Here is a 15,936-nt window from a genome sequence, read left to right as displayed (position 1 = left end):
GGATATGGCAGGCATTTCTCCTCTTACCTGTCCAATCCTGAATGAAAATTGACAGGAGCGAAACAATCTCGATAGCGGCAAATTTTCACAAAACTAATACGAATTTGCAATTTCTGGGCTTGAGAACGAACGGCCAAAATCACGGAACTCTGTTGAGCTGGTTATCGTATCTCGGCCAGTCCAACATTACCGGTATGGCATTAAACGCCCCAGACTAAAGCGCCACCTGTCAAGCCAGCGCCAGCTGCGGTTAGCAGCAGTTTTTCGCCCGGCACCAAGGATCGGCTGTGATGCGCAAGACATAGCGAGAGCGGAATGGTTGCGGCAGAGGAATTGCCATACTCTGCTATGGTGCGCACGGTTCGGGAAGCGTCAATGCCAAGATTATCCGATACCACATCGAAAATACGCGCATTGGCCTGATGTGGTACAAACCTGTCCATGTCTGCCGAACAGAGATTCGCATCTGCCATCGCTCGCTGCGCGCATGTGGTCATCATCTGGACAGCTTGCGTGAACATTTCCTTGCCACTACGCATCGTCATCAGGCATTCCTCGTTTGCAATGCCTGAAACAAACGGCTTTGTGGAACCTCCTGCGGGAATTGAAATCAGATCATAATAGCTGCCGTCCGATGCCAGATTCATGCCAAGCAAACCAACATTTGAATCGCCTGACGGCACCAGAACGACCGCACCCGCGGCATCGGCAAAGAGAACGGCACTTGCGCGTTCAGCCGGATTAATACGCCTGCTCAAAATATTTGCGGCCACGACAAGAACCGGGCGTCCTTGCGCACGGACGAAACCATCAGCAAGCGTTAAGGCGTAGAGGAAACCCGAGCACGCACCGGCAAGATCAATAGCACCGGAGTTAACGAGCCGGAGACGATGCGCCAGCAATGGCGCTGAGGGTGGTAAAAGATGATCAGGGGTTGATGTGGCAAGGATCGTCAGGGCGATGTCATCAGGCAGAAGATCGGCGTCGTCTAAAGCCGATGCCCCTGCCTTTGCGGCAATATCGGTGAGGAATTCGCCGTCTTCGACCCAATGCCGGGTGCGAATGCCGGTTCTTCGCTCAATCCAGCCGGGCTCCAGCCCGAGCTTGTTTTCTATCTCTGCATTTTCCACGCGGCGCGCGGGCACGTAATGGCCAAGTCCGGCAATTCGACTTGCCGCTGCCTGGCTCATCGGACACCCACTTCAAGCATATCCGCCGCCTCATCAATAGCACCATAGGCACGATCCAGATCAGTTTCATCGACGCAATAGGGCGTCATCAGATAAATGACATTGCCAAGAGGGCGGATCAGGAGGTTTCTGGATCGGAAGAAAGCACGCAGTTTTGGTCCAGCGTCGGAAAGATAGCCTGAGGCCGAGACACTAAGGTCTAGTGCAACAATCGTCCCGGTCTGGCGTATATTGCTGAATCGTGGATCTATGGCGAACCGTTCAAGCCTTTCACGATGCATGGCTTCCAGCGATCGAATGCGCGCATGCACGGGCTCATTCTTCCACACTTCAAGATTGGCAAGCCCCGCTGCGCAAGCAATCGGATTGGCAGTGTAGGAACTTGAATGAAAGAAAGTCTTGGTACGATCGGTGGATAGATGCGCGTCAAATATCTGCGGGGAACACAGGGTTGCAGCCAGCGGCAAAGCACCACCGGTCAGTCCTTTCGACGTGCATAATATATCCGGCGTAATGCCGGCCTGATCGCAGGCAAACAGTGTTCCGGTTCGCCCCCAGCCGGTCATCACCTCGTCAGCGATCAGCAAGGTGCCATATTTTTCAGCGATGCGCTTCAGTTCGGTCAAGAGCGATGCGGGATACATCAGCATTCCCCCTGCCCCGAGCACAAGCGGTTCGATCAGCAATGCAGCGACCTGCCCGCTCCGGCATAGCTGTTCGAAAGCATCGAGTGTATCCTGCTCATGTCCGGGCAGCGGAAACGGCACCTGATCGACACTGAAAAGCAATGACTGGTAGGCTGCGTTGAAAACCCCACGCTCCCCCGCAGACATGGTCCCGATTGTATCGCCGTGATAGCTGTGTTCCATAACGACGATGCGCGACCGTGGCTCTCCGATATTGTGGAAATAGCCCAATGCCATCTTCAGCGCGACTTCCACGCAGGTTGACCCGCTGTCCGAATAAAAGACGTGCGCAAGTCCTTCCGGAGCGATGGCGAGCAATCCCTTTGCAAGTTCTTCGGCGGGCTCGTGGGTGTATTCAGCAAAGATGATCTGATCGAAGCTGTCGCAAGCCTCGCGGATCGCCTTCATGATAAGCGGATGGCGATGACCGTGTGTGATAACCCACCAGGAGGAAATCGCATCGAGAATGGCTGACCCCTCGTCGTCATGGAGCCATGCGCCTTCCGTTCTGAGGATACGCCTCATCGCAGGCTCCAGCGCGTGTTGGGTGAACGGATGCCAAACGGGTGATGATGCAAGAAAATGAGTCACGGGTTCACCATCTGAAAATGCGCTGTATCGAAATTTTCCTGAAAAGCCTTGTGCAATGCGTCGGATGTCAACGGCTCAAGCAATGGCAATCGGCCAAGGCAGTGAACACGACCCAATGTCCCGATAATGTGCTGCGTATCCATATGTTCATCGCCGATGAAGGCAACGCCGAACACCGGTACGGAACGTTGGCGCAAAGCTTCCAATGAGAGCAATGTGTGGTTGATCGTACCAAGACCCGTGCGAGCACATAGGATAACGGGGATTTGCCAGCGGGAGAAAAGATCGGCGAATATTTCGGTTTCCGTCAGCGGAACCATCACACCGCCAGCGCCTTCGATAATGAGCGGGCCGTCTATGGAAGGCGGATTCAGCAACTCCGGTTGTATGCGCACATTGTCCAACCGCGCAGCAAGATGTGGCGAAGCAGGCGTATGAAGCCGCCAACTCTCTGCAATAATCCTATGCGGCGGAATCTGACCGAGGCGGGCAACGGTTTCGCTATCGGTTTCTTCCTCAAGCCCAGCCTGAACAGGTTTCCAGTAAGAGGCACCGAGTGCATTGGCTAGCGCCGCCGAAAATATTGTCTTGCCAATATTTGTATCGGTACCCGTAACAACAAAACGCAAACTCATATGATTTCCTCTGCCAATGCGACTTTCAATTGATTGAGCATCCGCTCGATTTCGTACTCGCCGACATTCAGTGTGATGGCTATGCGCAAGCGCGATGTTCCCTCGGGAACCGTAGGCGGACGGATTGCACGGATGTCGAAACCACTCGCTTGCAGCCGCGTCGCAACACGCGTTGCACGCACATTATCACCAATCACGATGGGCAGAATTTGTGACCCGCTGCCCTCAACTCCAAACATCGCAGCAAGTTGTGTGTTGGCGAACGTGAAAAGCTTCTGCAGACCCAGTCTACGCTGAGGTTCATCTGCAAGCATCTTCAGTGCCTCGCGAACACCAGTCGCCATGAGTGGCGACGGCGCGGTTGAATAAATGAAGGCGCGGGCGCGGTTAACGAGATAATTGCATATGGTATCATTTGCTCCCAAAAGCGCGCCGGAAACGCCAAGTGCCTTGCCGCAAGTGTGCAACAGGATAACGTTATCCCGTCCCTCAAGGCCCGTCGCGAGCCCACGACCTTCGCTACCAAATACGCCGGTCGCGTGTGCCTCATCGACGACGAGAAAACTGTCATATCGATCCGCAATCGCCATCAGTTCGGCTAACGGCGCGCGATCACCATCCATGGAATAGAGGCTCTCGACCGCTATCCACGCATGCCCCTTACCGCCTGCCATGCGCCACTGTCTTAATGCGCTCTCGAAATTCCCGAGATCATTGTGTCTGACCATGACTGATTGCGCCCGGCTGGCCGCAATACCCTCACGAGCGCTGGCGTGTATGAACGCATCGTAGACAATGAGATCATCGCGTTGCGGCAGTGTCGAAAACAGCGCGGCATTGGCGGCATAACCGCTTGAGAAATAGAGCATCTTCTCCACACCGAAAAAGGCAGATGCTTCATCTTCGAGCGCCTCATGCTCGGAGTGATTGCCACGAAGCAAACGGGACCCGCCAGAACCAGCCGCGACGCCGCGCTCCAAGGCTGCGGCTATCGCTGCTGCGATACGTGGGGAACCGGCAAAACCGAGATAGTCATTTGATGTAAAATCAACACCGTTGCACGGCATCAGCGTCCGCAACCTTCCCTTGCGTTCTAATCCGTTCAACGTCCTGTCATAACGGGTAAGATAATGGGACGTCATTCGGCAATACGCGGAGGCATTGCTTTCAGTCCCAATCGCCGAAACAGTCCGGTATCGTGATCATCGCCGGGATTTTCCGCAGTGAGCAGCGTGTCGCCGACGAAGATCGAGTTTGCACCGGCAAAGAAACACAGAGCCTGCATCTCGTCGCTCATTTCCGTACGCCCCGCGGACAGACGAACATGCGTTTGAGGCATGAGAATACGGGCAAGTGCCGTGGCCCGTACAAATGCAATGGGATCAACAGGAACTGCGTTGGCCAGCTTTGATCCGGGGATCGGGATCAGCATATTGATCGGCACACTTTCCGGCTGTACCGGAAGGTTGGCAAGAGTAACGAGCATTGAGATATGGTCATCCGTCGTCTCGCCCATGCCGAGAATGCCACCGGCACAGACCTTGATCCCTGCTTCCCGCACATTTCCGAGTGTTTCCAGACGATCCGCAAAACTGCGGGTACTGATGATCTCGCTGTAAAAGCGCTCGGACGTATCAATGTTGTGATTGTAGTAATCAAGTCCCGCCTCTGCGAGCCGGTTCGCCTGTCCTGAAGACAGCATACCAAGCGTCATGCAGGTCTCCATGCCCAACGCCCGCACGCCCTCGACCATGGCAACCACCATGTCCATGTCACGATCTTTGGGACTGCGCCACGCTGCACCCATGCAGTATCGCGTTGCACCACCGTCGCGCGCCTTGCTTGCCTCTTCAAGCACCTTTTCGACTTGCAGCAGCTTCGATGCCTTGAGCCCGGTGGGGTAATGTGCGGACTGGCTGCAATAGCCACAATCCTCAGGGCATCCGCCCGTTTTGATCGACAACAATTTGCTGAGTTGAATGGCATTGGGGTCGAACTGTGCCCTATGCACACTATGCGCCTCGAACAGCAGATCATTGAACGGCAAATTATAGATTTTTTTTGCCTCATCGAAATCCCAGCGTTCAGCGGGGATTGCAGATGCACTCAAACCTTCGGATTCCTGTATCGCAGATACTGACATTGATAACCTTTCGGGCTCATATGCGTAATTATAGATAGAATCGTAAATTATCTATAATTTTATTCAGGCCGCAAGAAAACGCAAGCCGCTTCGAACGGTCGAAAATTTAAATCGAGCTATGGCTGTCTAAAAATGCCTAGGGAGATGAACGACAGCGGCAATTAGCCGACAATGGCAAAGACATCGCGCGTTGAGCCTGTCGGGCCTTTAACCGGTTTTTGCCCGATCCATTGAACGTGGCGTTCAAGCACGGCAACAGCGTTGTCAGTATTGCGCTGACGCAGAAACCCGAGGATTGCTCGATGATCGTGATCGGTCCGGACTTCCCATTCCGAACGCCAAGCTGAAAACAGGAAACGCGCACTCACCGCATGAAGATCGTCGATTGCCGCCAACAGACGTGGCATTTCGCATGGGGTCAGGATGAGCCTGTGAAACCGCCGATTGGCCTCTTCCCAAGAGCGCACATCCCGCGAATTATCGCCAGCGAAGGTTGCCTCTTCGGCCTGCTCAAGAATTGACGCCGTCAAATGCGGCACCGCATGGCGAAGTGCAAGTCCCTCAAGCTCGGCACGCATCAGCGCCACTTCGCGAACCTCTTTCAGATCAAAGGAGGCCACCCGCACGCCCCGTCGCGGTTCGCTGACGGCCAAACCCTGGGCCTCAAGCTTGCGAAATGCCTCTCTCACCGGAACGTGGCTTGCTCCAAACTCTTCAGCAACATGGTCCTGCCGCAGCTTGGCACCCGGCTCCAGCTGGCCCGTTACAATCCTGTCTGCAAGGATGCGGCTGATGCGGTTGGCAATGGTGTCTTCGTTGGCTGCGGTCATGTTCTATAGATATTTTGCTTCTGATCCCCTGTCGAGCCAGCCACGTTGTATTTGTTGTGGGGCACCTTCCGAGCATGTTGGGAACCGAATTTCAGCATCGTCATTGCAGTCGACCAACCAAGTCACGTAAAATTCATGGCGTTGAAGTGCCGCATTTACCGCATCGTCTCAATGTACTTGATGTTAAAATTGATATAGCCAGCCTCGGTTTCCTTGAGTTGGGTCTCTAGCAGCTCGTGGAATTCCGGCAGCCGGTGAAAAGGTACACCGGGATATGAGTGGTGTTCGGCATGATATGGCATGTTCCATGCAAGCTTACGAACAAGCCAATTCGTAGTGGTGGTCCTGCTATTTTCCAGCATATTTGCAACAAATGGGCAGCGACCATGCTCGGCAAGAAGATAGAGACGCAAGAACGGCTGCCCAAGCAACGCTGGTAATACCCAGACATAGAGAAGAAGTGCCGTGTGCAGATAGAGCGAGAGCCCAAGCATGATGGCATAAACAATCATCATCATCTGCGCTTCAGTTCGCACTTTTGGACGCCCCTTTTCGGGAACAAACGTGTCGGAGCAGCGGCCGGCCGCATTCCTGACCAACGTTTTCAGATGACTTACCCAAACTGGAAAACCCGAGACGTGTACAATATATTGTCGTAAAAATTCTGGTTTCGGAGATGCCAATTCGGGATCGTTTTCAGGGTCTTGGGTAAAGCGGTGATGGGCAAAATGGAAATACCGAAACCAGTCCGTCGGCAGCACAAGGATGAAACTGCATGTACGGGCAACGAAATCATTCAGCCACTGGCTTCTGAACGGTGTACGATGCACCGACTCGTGCAGCAGGGTGAATAAAAACACGAGCAGGATGCCTTGCGGCAGCATCAAAAGCGGCCAAAAAGTTACGCGCATTGCGATCAACGACCCGAGAAAAACAATCGCGCCCCAATGGGCGGCGAGCTGAATCATGCCCGCTCGGTTTGATTTGGCAGTAAGATGGTCGCGCTGCTCAGACGTCAGTGATGCGATAATCGTCCGGTGATCCATGGATGCCTCAAACAGATGGTCTCAGATGAATGAGAGTATTCAATATTTAATCTTTTTTAAAACGATAATTCCTGCCATATTGGAAAGATAGGCTTATCTATTTCAGGTGAACAATGTTGTTTCCATCCTTACGTGGATTGCAGGCATTCGAGGCAGCCGCGCGAACTGGCAGTTTTATGTCTGCTGCCAAAGAGCTTTCAATTTCCCCTGCGGCAGTCAGTCAGCTTATTCGTGCTCTCGAAACACAAGTAGCACGCAAACTGTTCCAAAGGATCAACCGGCGAGCTGTACTCACGGAAGCAGGCCGAGAAATTCTGCCCCGGCTTTCAATGGCTTTCGACGAGTTAAGAAGTGCTTCAAGTGAACTGTCCGGTGGTCAACGACGATCTTCACTCGTCATATCGGTACCGCCTTCGATGGCAATGGGTTGGCTCTCGCACCGTTTACCTGATTTCATCACCATACATGGCCCGGTAGATATCTCTTTGAGGGGTGAGGAAGACCCTGTTTCATTTGAGCGCGATCTGATTGACATTCGCCTGTCCTATGGGCGCTTCCATTATCGCGAACACAGCACTGAAGAAATTGCCGTTGATGCGGTTTTTCCCGTCTGCACACCGGGTTTTCTGGCACAGCACGGCCCCGTCAATACCACCGCAAATCTACTGGCCTTGCCATTGATTCATACCGACTGGGGACCGGCTGCGTCTTCGTTTCCCTCTTGGCGAAGCTGGTTTGAAACAGCGCTTCTGACACCCGGTCGCGACATTCAACGGGGCCTGACCGCAAACTCGTCAAAGGCTGCTCTTGATCTTGCGCTTGGTGGATTGGGAGTCGCTCTGGGGCAAGGCATTTATTCTGCTGACCTAATTGAAAAGGGCCTGCTGATCAGACCGGTAAGACGCGTACTTGAACTCGGACAGCCTTACTGCCTGACAATACCGCAACGAAGCGCCCGGAAAACAGCGGTATCGGCTTTCAGATCATGGTTTACCAATGAATGCTTGCGCTCGATAAAGTCACCATCCCTTACGATATAGGCCGATACTCGCATTCGGGTTCCAACGTCATATCAGGTATACTTTCAAACAGCTCTTGTTCCAGCCCCATCTAGGCTGGGAATGGTCGCGAAGGAAAAATACCATGTCCCAAGATTCCGCTGCCAAATTTGATAGTTCCCGAGCTGCGGAGTACGCACGGCAAAGCCGGATTGCTTTGGCGGGCTACGATGCTTGCCACGAGCTTTCGGCCTGCATGCTTTCGGCAGTGCTTGGTGCGGGAACAAAGGCGAGGTTATTGGTCGTTGGAGCCGGTGGAACAGCCGGTGAGATCATAGCCGCCGCAACACTGGAACCAGATTGGTCATTTGTCGCCGTTGATCCGTCACCACCAATGCTGGAGCTGGCGAAGGCCGAATTGGCTGCAGCCGGATTGGAGCAGCGTGTGAAAACGGTCCTTGGTCACCTTGCCGAAATCTCCATAACACCATCTTTTGACGCGGCTATCATGATTGGCGTCCTGCATCACCTGCAAGATGACGAAGCAAAAAGCGAAATCCTCACGCAGATTGCAGCGCGTCTTAGACCGGGCGCTCCACTGGTCCTTGCCGGAAATTATCGAACCTATGCTTCGCAGCCGCTCCTGATGAAAGCTTGGGCCACACGTTGGCGGATGAATGGTGCCGGTCCCGAGGAAATCGAGGTCAAGATGGGCAAGATATTGCAGGGAGCCGAACCACCTAAATCGGAAGAAGCTATTGCCATTTTGCTCTCCGAGGCGGGGTTTGATACTCCATGCCGCTTCTTTTCCAGCCTGTTCTGGGGCGCTTGGTTGACACGCCGTATATCTGACGGTCTGTGACGCGGACACGGTTCATTCAGATCAAAACGAACTATTTGGCGACATACCATGATAACGCATCATCAAACCTCAACTGGCCCGACGTCTCAGTGGGAATTCACAATCATGATGGTTTGAAATCCGCGAAGACAGCGGCCAAACGCTTTGTTCCAAGATCAGCCTCGGCATCTGTTAAAGCGGAGAAACCCAATAACAGACCTTGATCTGAAGTAGGCGCGATATGCATTGGCGAAATCGGTAGAACAGAAACGCCGTGGTCGCGTGCGCCACGTGCTAACACTGTGTCATCATTTTTCGCACGAACGCGCGCCAGAAGATGGACTCCCTGTTGGGGCGGGCTCACTTTCAGATGTTCGACGAGGCGCTCATGCAACAGTGACACCAACACATCACGCGACCGCCGGTAGGAATCGCGCAATCGTCGCAAATGGCTTGAGAAATGTCCTTCAGCCAGAAAGTCAGCGACCACCAATTGTTGAAATGGCGCGGGAAAACGATCAAGGAGTGTGCGCATGGCGCGAAATGCCGGAACCAAATCGTCCGGCACTACCAGATAGCCAAGGCGAAATCCGGGGAGCAGAGCCTTGCTGAAAGTGCCGACATAGATGACACAGTGATGCTCATCAATCCCCTGCAGGGCGGCAAGTGGCGGCCCATCGTAACGGAACTCGCTGTCGTAATCATCTTCAATGACCCAGGCCCCGGCGGTTGCAGCCCAATCAAGGAGCGCCAGCCTGCGCGCCATGGGGAGCACTACGCCCGTGGGATATTGATGCGATGGGGTGACATAAACAGCCCGTGGTCTGACGGTGAGTGCTGCGAGGGCGGAAACGTCAATGCCGTTGTCGTCAATCGGTACGGGCGCAAGGGTTGCCCCATGCGCCATCAAGGCATGCCGGGCAGGCGGATAACAAGGGTCTTCCACCGCAACGACATCGCCCGGATCAAGTAAAGCACGGATTGCCAGATCGATCGCCTGTTGTGACCCCGCCGTGATGAAGATGCGGTCCGGTAAACAGCGCACACCACGCGCCGCAAGCAGATAGGCAGCCACCGCTTCCCGCAGCCACGCTTCCCCCTGTGGGTTGCGGTAATGATCCGACAAGGTGCCGACATGGCGATTAGCAATGCGATTGAGGATCGCGCGCGTCTTTTCGTCCGGTGGCGTGCGTCCCGTAGCAAACGGGACCTGCGGTGGCGGATCGGGCTGATGGAACGTAGTGATGACAGTACGGGCAGCGCGGGAAAGAAGGCGATCCCGTTCCGGCCCCGACCATCCCTCTCCGCCCGGACGTCCGGAGCGTTCAGGCACATCGGACGAAACGAAAGTGCCCGAGCCGATGCGGCCAATGGCATAACCTTCGCTCAGGAGTGTTTCATAGGCCTCGATGACCAGGCCACGGGACACACCCCAAAATTGTGCGCCCGCACGCGACGAGGGAAGCCGTGTCCCCGGCTGCATCACCCCGGCGATGATCGCCGCCCGCAGAGCGAGATAAAGCTGTCGGACAAGCGGCACCGGAGACGCCCTGTCGATGGCGATAGTAACCAGATGTGCTGTGCCCTCGCGCCGGCGCGAGCCTTCAACTGTCACGTTTGATACCCCAAGTGGTTCCCGCGAGCGGCTTCAAGTGGTCCTGTTATTTGATGTCGAATGGCAAGATAATCGAACCAATTATTCATTTGAGTCAAGAGATCATGCGCACATCACACGCCAACTACCTGTTTATTGGAAGCCTTCTAACTGCCGCTGGCTATGGAGCGACATTCCTCCTTACCGAGCATTTCCGCGCATTTGGCGGTAGCGAGATCGACACGGGCATTACGCTTGGCGGCGCAATGTTCGGCACCTTGATTGGAGTGCCTTTGGTCGGCTGGTTTGCTGGCCGCTTCGGCGCAGCTCGCATGGGAGCGCTGGGGGCGCTGGCCGTGTGCGCCGGTTACATTGTTCTTGCTTCCCTGAAGACCTTGTCGCCGCTGATCGGCGGAGCTGGCTTTCTCATTGGGCTTGGGTGGGGAGTATTCTATCTCGCTGCACCAATGGCATTGTCCGAGCGCGTCACCGATACGGAGCGTGGCTTCTGGTTCGCACGCTACGGAGCGTTCCTGATGGCGGGAATTGGCGGCAGCCCGGTTATTGCTGGCACACTGACGGGCAGTCTTGGGTTTTCTACTCCCGCTGCGTTTCGCCTGATTGCGGCCGCCTGTGTTCTTGCGGCCGTGCTTCTGTGGGTTTTTGACAGACTGGCGCCAAAGGGTGCTGCTGTTGCACCGGCCTCTTTCAGTGAAGGCTGGGTGCGCAAATTGCCTGATATCGCCCGGACGCGGGCCATCTACCCGATCCTGATGGTAGGGCTCGGCGCTTGTGTCTTTGGTGGCATTTTGACATTTCAGACCTCGCTGGTACGAGGCACCGGCCTTCAGGCCAGCACGTTCTTTAGTGTTTACGCCTTAACCGTGGTGGCATCCCGTTTTGTATTGGCACCGGTGGTCAACCGGGCCAATGGTGATCATGTCGCCATTATTCTCCTGTCGCTGATGATCCTTGGCGTGGTGGTAAGCTTCGGATTTCACTATGGCGTCTTGGTCCAAATCGCCAGTGCTGTTCTGCTCGGCCTTGGTTATGGCTTGGTTTACGCAGTGATCCAGACACAAGCGGTGAATGATGGCCCTATCGATCAACGTAACGCTGCAATGACGTGGTTTGTAATCGCTTATTTCGTCGGCATATTCGGATTTCCCCTGCTTGGTGGCTGGATGATCGTCAATTTCGGCACGAATGGCTTACTTGGTGCCATATTGGCCTTCGCGATTGCAGAGCTGGCCGTGGCGCTGCTACGTCTGCGCCACGGCCTCTACGCTCTGCCGAAGGAAGCCTCATGAGCAAGCCATCGATCACGGATTACCGAGGAGCAGAGAGGGGCCGAACAGAGGCATTGCCTATACGACCCACGCGATTATACGCGCGCCTCTTCCGGCAGATCTCTTTTATGGGAGCATTGCTTCAGCACCCAAATGATATCAGTGGAAGATGGTCGGACCGTTTGGAACGCGATATCGCCGCTCGCCTGCTTGTCACGGATCAGGATTGGTCAGATCCGCTTGAATAGTCACGCTGACCGCCACTGCCATTTTGCCCAATAAATCCTCATCCTTGGGGATTTGCCTATTCCGCATTCTCGAAATCAGTACTGCGGGTAACGGTTTCCCAAGCATCGATCTCATCGGCAATCTGATCCAGTTTGCTGCGAGCACGGCGCAGCGCGTCGCTGCCAAGCAGCAAATGAAGAGGCGGATTATCGGAGCGAACCAGGGCGATGATTGCTTGCGCCGCGTGATCCGGATTGCCCAGCTGTCGACCTGCAGCGGTATCGAAGGCGGCAGAACTCCGTCCGATAGTCTCAGCGTATGCAGTGTCTTCAGCGTCACTTTTGCGTATCGAGTGAGACGAAAGGAAATCCGTCCGGAATGCCCCCGGCGCAACCGCCGTTACTTTGATTCCAAGTGGTGCAACTTCCAGAGCCAGTCCTGATGAAAGCCCTTCAAGCGCGTATTTGGCGGCAGCATAGACTGCCGATCCGGTGGTTGGCGCACGCCCGGCGATCGACGTGATGTTGATGATGTGCCCGTTGCCCTGTGTACGAAGGTAAGGCAATGCCGCCCGAATGATCTGGAATGGCGCAAAGACATCGACAGCAAACAGCCGCTCGACATCTGCGTCTGATGCCTTCTCCAAAGCACCAAGCAACCCATATCCGGCATTGTTTACGATGACGTCGATCTGGCCCGCTATCTCGAACGCCTTCGTCACGCTGGCAGCCGCTGCGTTGCCATCGACCAGATCAACATTCAAGGTGTGCAAGGTACCGCGATTATGATCAAGTTCGAATTGCCCGGCTCGAACCGTCCCAATCACAGTATCCCCTTCTGCCAATGCTGCCTTGGCAAGTGCCTTGCCAAGGCCACGCGAAATCCCAGTGATAAACCAAGTTGTCATTTTCTATCCTCTTCAATGAACCCAAGAGAAAATGACAGAAAGGCACCACCTTTATAATACATTCAAAAATTATAGAACTTGTTAGTTTGCCTAAGCAATGTAAGGTGTCAAGAATGGATAGCCTACTCGCCGCTCATGACTATAACCAGCTTCGCGCTTTTATTGCCGTTGCTGAATTTCTGAGTTTTACCCGGGCTGCCGATAGCCTCGGCGTTTCCCCTTCAGCTTTAAGCCAGATGATACGAAGTTTAGAGGAACGGCTGGAGATGCGCCTTCTCCACCGGACGACACGAAATGTGTCACTGACAGAGGCCGGTGAAAATTTGCTTCAGCGGGTGAAGCCCGCGGCATTCGAACTCGGAAGTGCTGTCGCACAGGCCCGCCGCTCAGGAGAAAATCCTGCTGGAACAGTAAAGGTACATTCGTTTCGATCTGCAGCCCGAAAGCATATCGAACCCATTCTTGCCAGCTTCGCCGAACGCTATCCCGAGGTGCTACTCGACATCACGCTTGATGACGAAGTTATTGATATCGTTGCAGGAGGCTTCGATGTGGGCCTGCGCATAGGGGAAGTGATCGAGCGCGATATGATTGCCGTTCGTCTGGGATCAGAACTCCGGCAGGTTGTTGTGGCGACACCTGATTACCTCGCCCGTCATGGATATCCGGAGCACCCACGAGACCTCGTTCGTCATCGTTGCATACGCTGGCGCTGGCCGGGCCGGGCGACGCCCTACGCTTGGGAATTCTTCGAGAATGAAACCTGGTTCAGTGTCTCTGTCGAAGGTCCGTTGATTTTCAGTGACAAGGAAATGGCACTGACAGCAACGCTCAAAGGCATCGGGATCGGATTTCCAATCGAAGACACGGTTGAAGACCATATCGCCGAAGGAAGGCTCATCAGCCTTCTCGATCCGTGGTGCGCTCCGTTTCCAGGACTGTTTTTATGCTATCCCAAGCAGCGCCATATGGCACCGGCCCTGCGGGTTTTCATCGATGCCCTGCGAACCGGGCAGCAGAAAACAGGCGACATGCATCCCTATCAAATTTGAAGCCTATGGCTGTCGACCGACCGGTTTACCCCAGGCTAAGATTTCTTTGGGCACACCTTTAATTCAATCGCGCACAAGACATGCCACGGGATCGAGGCTCGAAGCTTTGCGTGCCGGAACAACGCCAAAGAAAATACCGATGACCCTGGAGCAGACAAGAGCAGCGATGATTGAAGCCGGGGAATAGATCAACTCAAATGGTGTGCTGAACTGACAGAACAGCCAGCCAAACCCCAATGCGACAGCAATTCCACCGCACCAACTGCTGCAGGCCGCCCATGGCATGACCAGCAATCAATGTCAGAAGAGTCCATGCGCGTGCGCCATTAGCCACGCCACCCAATCTCGCGCACAACTGCTGTTAACAGCCGATCACTTATTTTCTTGACAGTTGTCAAAATTAATTAAATCATTTGTCATAGAATTTCAAAGATTATGTGTTTCGACGCACACTTCGAAGATGGAGGCGGGTGAGATGTCACGGCAGGTTGTCGTTGCCGGAGTCGGCACAGTTCCCTTTTCAAAGCCAACAGCCGGACGGACCTATGTCCAGATGGGAACAGAAGCGATCCGCTTGAGCCTTGCCGACGCTGGCCTTGAATACAGGCACATCCGGCAAGTATACGCCGGGTATGTTTATGGAGATAGTTGTAGCGGGCAACGCGTGGCCTATGAAAGCGGAATGACCGGTATTCCGGTGATCAATGTGAACAACAATTGCGCAACCGGGTCCACTGCGCTTTTTCTGGCGCGGCAAGCCGTCGCGAGTGGCGCCGTTAACTGCGCTCTTGCGGTCGGATTCGAACAGATGACGGCCGGCGCACTTCACAATGTCTTCGATGATCGCCCCGGCCCGCTCGACAGGTTTGAACAGGAAACCAATGCGTTGATTGGTGATATTGGTTTGCCCCCTGCTCTGCGCTATTTCGGCGGTGCCGGTCTTGCTCACATGCAGCAATACGGCACCAAACTCTCCACCTTTGCCAAGATCCGTGCGAAGGCGAGCCGTCACGCGGTAAACAACCCGCATGCCCTGTTTCGCACCGAATTATCCGAGGACGAAGTCCTGGCATCGCCAGTGTTGTGGGAAGGTGTCATGACACGTCTGATGGCATGCCCGCCTACCTGCGGGGCAGCTGCCGCCATCATTTGCTCGCGCGATTTTGCAAACCGTCATGGTTTGATCAAGCCCGTGCGTATCAGAGCGCAATCGATGATGACCGATACTCCATCCAGCTTACACGCCCATGATATGCGTAAGGTCGTTGGCTTTAACCTCACATCAAATGCTTCGGAAGCTGCGTACGACGAAGCTGGTATTGGCCCGGAAGATATGAATGTGGTCGAACTCCACGATTGTTTCGCTCACAATGAACTGATCAGCTATGAGGCCCTTGGGCTTTGTGCGGAAGGTGCATCAGAAGCATTCGTGGTGGACGGTCGCAATACCTATGGCGGCGATATCGTCACCAACCCTTCCGGTGGACTTTTGTCAAAGGGACATCCACTCGGGGCAACAGGCATCGCCCAATGTGCAGAACTTGTGCAGCAGTTGCGTGGTCAATCCGGGCATGGGCAGGTGGATGGAGCACGACTGGCCTTGCAGCATAATCTTGGTCTTGGAGGAGCCTGTGTTGTCACGATCTATGGCGACTAAGGCAACGAAGCTGCGTTTGAAAGCGCCTGAAAATGTGTGGAGACCAAAGAGTACATTCGAATTAAGCATATGATTTTAAAAGATATAAATTGCGAACGCTTCGATGCGTATGCGTCGGATTTTTAAGTCCAATTGCCTAACAATACAATCGACAAATAAAATCTTGACATTTGTCATAAAATAAACGGAACTAAGTTATCCCCGCCACAAGGGGCAAGAGCCGGGCACGAGGAATGCACCAGCTCACAA

The 15,936-nt window shown here is 54.3% G+C and carries 15 protein-coding genes; 5 read left to right on the top strand and 10 right to left on the bottom strand.

Going from position 1 to position 15,936, the window contains the following annotated elements:
• Positions 1–200: 200 nt before the first annotated feature.
• The 7 genes from FHW17_RS20315 to FHW17_RS20285 form a co-directional block, all read right to left on the bottom strand.
• Positions 201–1,190: a beta-ketoacyl-ACP synthase III gene (locus FHW17_RS20315; protein ID WP_112522227.1), complete on the bottom strand. Its 990-nt coding sequence runs from the start codon at positions 1,188–1,190 to the stop codon at positions 201–203.
• Positions 1,187–2,467: an adenosylmethionine--8-amino-7-oxononanoate transaminase gene (locus tag FHW17_RS20310; RefSeq protein ID WP_182510691.1), complete on the bottom strand. Its 1,281-nt coding sequence runs from the start codon at positions 2,465–2,467 to the stop codon at positions 1,187–1,189. The genes FHW17_RS20315 and FHW17_RS20310 overlap by 4 nt, the downstream gene beginning before the upstream one ends.
• On the bottom strand, positions 2,464–3,102 hold the full coding sequence (gene bioD, locus FHW17_RS20305) for a dethiobiotin synthase (RefSeq protein WP_112522225.1): 639 nt from the start codon (positions 3,100–3,102) through the stop codon (positions 2,464–2,466). The genes FHW17_RS20310 and bioD overlap by 4 nt, the downstream gene beginning before the upstream one ends.
• Positions 3,099–4,244: an 8-amino-7-oxononanoate synthase gene (locus FHW17_RS20300; RefSeq protein WP_182510690.1), complete on the bottom strand. Its 1,146-nt coding sequence runs from the start codon at positions 4,242–4,244 to the stop codon at positions 3,099–3,101. Before FHW17_RS20300 ends, bioD begins: the two co-directional genes overlap by 4 nt.
• A complete protein-coding gene (gene bioB, locus FHW17_RS20295; protein ID WP_112522223.1) occupies positions 4,241–5,245 on the bottom strand; it encodes a biotin synthase BioB in 1,005 nt (334 codons plus the stop codon). The genes FHW17_RS20300 and bioB overlap by 4 nt, the downstream gene beginning before the upstream one ends.
• Before the next feature lie 161 nt (positions 5,246–5,406).
• Positions 5,407–6,075 (bottom strand): GntR family transcriptional regulator, encoded by a 669-nt coding sequence (locus FHW17_RS20290; protein WP_182510689.1) that lies wholly within the window; start codon positions 6,073–6,075, stop codon positions 5,407–5,409.
• Between the two features lie 155 nt (positions 6,076–6,230).
• Complete coding sequence (locus tag FHW17_RS20285; RefSeq protein ID WP_182510688.1) at positions 6,231–7,121, bottom strand: fatty acid desaturase family protein; 891 nt, start codon at positions 7,119–7,121, stop codon at positions 6,231–6,233.
• Between the two features lie 113 nt (positions 7,122–7,234).
• Between FHW17_RS20285 and FHW17_RS20280 the strand changes: the two genes are divergently transcribed.
• A complete protein-coding gene (locus FHW17_RS20280) occupies positions 7,235–8,161 on the top strand; it encodes a LysR substrate-binding domain-containing protein (protein WP_182510687.1) in 927 nt (308 codons plus the stop codon).
• Positions 8,162–8,264: 103 nt separating this feature from the next.
• Positions 8,265–8,981, top strand: coding sequence for a class I SAM-dependent methyltransferase (locus FHW17_RS20275; protein ID WP_112522220.1), 717 nt, complete (start codon positions 8,265–8,267; stop codon positions 8,979–8,981).
• 103 nt (positions 8,982–9,084) lie between these two features.
• Here FHW17_RS20275 and FHW17_RS20270 read toward each other — a convergent pair whose 3' ends face one another.
• Positions 9,085–10,575 carry a PLP-dependent aminotransferase family protein gene (locus FHW17_RS20270; RefSeq protein ID WP_112522219.1) on the bottom strand — a complete coding sequence of 497 codons (1,491 nt, stop codon included), beginning with the start codon at positions 10,573–10,575 and terminating at the stop codon, positions 9,085–9,087.
• Between the two features lie 104 nt (positions 10,576–10,679).
• On the opposite strand from FHW17_RS20270, the gene FHW17_RS20265 reads away from it, so the two are divergent.
• Entirely contained in the window at positions 10,680–11,864 is a 1,185-nt protein-coding gene (locus FHW17_RS20265; protein ID WP_112522379.1) for an MFS transporter, read from the top strand.
• Between the two features lie 283 nt (positions 11,865–12,147).
• Here FHW17_RS20265 and FHW17_RS20260 read toward each other — a convergent pair whose 3' ends face one another.
• Complete coding sequence (locus tag FHW17_RS20260; protein WP_182510686.1) at positions 12,148–12,978, bottom strand: oxidoreductase; 831 nt, start codon at positions 12,976–12,978, stop codon at positions 12,148–12,150.
• A gap of 86 nt (positions 12,979–13,064) precedes the next feature.
• On the opposite strand from FHW17_RS20260, the gene FHW17_RS20255 reads away from it, so the two are divergent.
• A complete protein-coding gene (locus FHW17_RS20255; RefSeq protein WP_246706949.1) occupies positions 13,065–14,030 on the top strand; it encodes a LysR family transcriptional regulator in 966 nt (321 codons plus the stop codon).
• A gap of 63 nt (positions 14,031–14,093) precedes the next feature.
• On the opposite strand, the gene FHW17_RS20250 is transcribed toward FHW17_RS20255, so the two are convergent.
• Positions 14,094–14,315, bottom strand: coding sequence for a hypothetical protein (locus FHW17_RS20250; protein WP_182510685.1), 222 nt, complete (start codon positions 14,313–14,315; stop codon positions 14,094–14,096).
• 190 nt (positions 14,316–14,505) lie between these two features.
• Between FHW17_RS20250 and FHW17_RS20245 the strand changes: the two genes are divergently transcribed.
• Positions 14,506–15,687 carry a lipid-transfer protein gene (locus FHW17_RS20245; protein WP_113094754.1) on the top strand — a complete coding sequence of 394 codons (1,182 nt, stop codon included), beginning with the start codon at positions 14,506–14,508 and terminating at the stop codon, positions 15,685–15,687.
• Positions 15,688–15,936: the final 249 nt, after the last annotated feature.

This window comes from Phyllobacterium sp. P30BS-XVII, from assembly GCF_014138335.1.
Lineage (GTDB): Bacteria > Pseudomonadota > Alphaproteobacteria > Rhizobiales > Rhizobiaceae > Phyllobacterium > Phyllobacterium meliloti.
Note: the sequence above shows the minus strand (reverse complement) of the source record. Positions and strands in the feature narration are given on the sequence as shown.

What these genes read in the sequence shown, in the direction of transcription:
- FHW17_RS20315 (WP_112522227.1), bottom strand. Translation starts at nt 1,190, where the DNA reads ATGAGCCAGGCAGCGGCAAGTCGAATTGCCGGACTTGGCCATTACGTG.
- bioD (WP_112522225.1), bottom strand. Translation starts at nt 3,102, where the DNA reads ATGAGTTTGCGTTTTGTTGTTACGGGTACCGATACAAATATTGGCAAG.
- FHW17_RS20300 (WP_182510690.1), bottom strand. Translation starts at nt 4,244, where the DNA reads ATGACGTCCCATTATCTTACCCGTTATGACAGGACGTTGAACGGATTA.
- bioB (WP_112522223.1), bottom strand. Translation starts at nt 5,245, where the DNA reads ATGTCAGTATCTGCGATACAGGAATCCGAAGGTTTGAGTGCATCTGCA.
- FHW17_RS20290 (WP_182510689.1), bottom strand. Translation starts at nt 6,075, where the DNA reads ATGACCGCAGCCAACGAAGACACCATTGCCAACCGCATCAGCCGCATC.
- FHW17_RS20285 (WP_182510688.1), bottom strand. Translation starts at nt 7,121, where the DNA reads ATGGATCACCGGACGATTATCGCATCACTGACGTCTGAGCAGCGCGAC.
- FHW17_RS20280 (WP_182510687.1), top strand. Translation starts at nt 7,235, where the DNA reads ATGTTGTTTCCATCCTTACGTGGATTGCAGGCATTCGAGGCAGCCGCG.
- FHW17_RS20275 (WP_112522220.1), top strand. Translation starts at nt 8,265, where the DNA reads ATGTCCCAAGATTCCGCTGCCAAATTTGATAGTTCCCGAGCTGCGGAG.
- FHW17_RS20265 (WP_112522379.1), top strand. Translation starts at nt 10,680, where the DNA reads ATGCGCACATCACACGCCAACTACCTGTTTATTGGAAGCCTTCTAACT.
- FHW17_RS20260 (WP_182510686.1), bottom strand. Translation starts at nt 12,978, where the DNA reads ATGACAACTTGGTTTATCACTGGGATTTCGCGTGGCCTTGGCAAGGCA.
- FHW17_RS20250 (WP_182510685.1), bottom strand. Translation starts at nt 14,315, where the DNA reads ATGCCATGGGCGGCCTGCAGCAGTTGGTGCGGTGGAATTGCTGTCGCA.
- FHW17_RS20245 (WP_113094754.1), top strand. Translation starts at nt 14,506, where the DNA reads ATGTCACGGCAGGTTGTCGTTGCCGGAGTCGGCACAGTTCCCTTTTCA.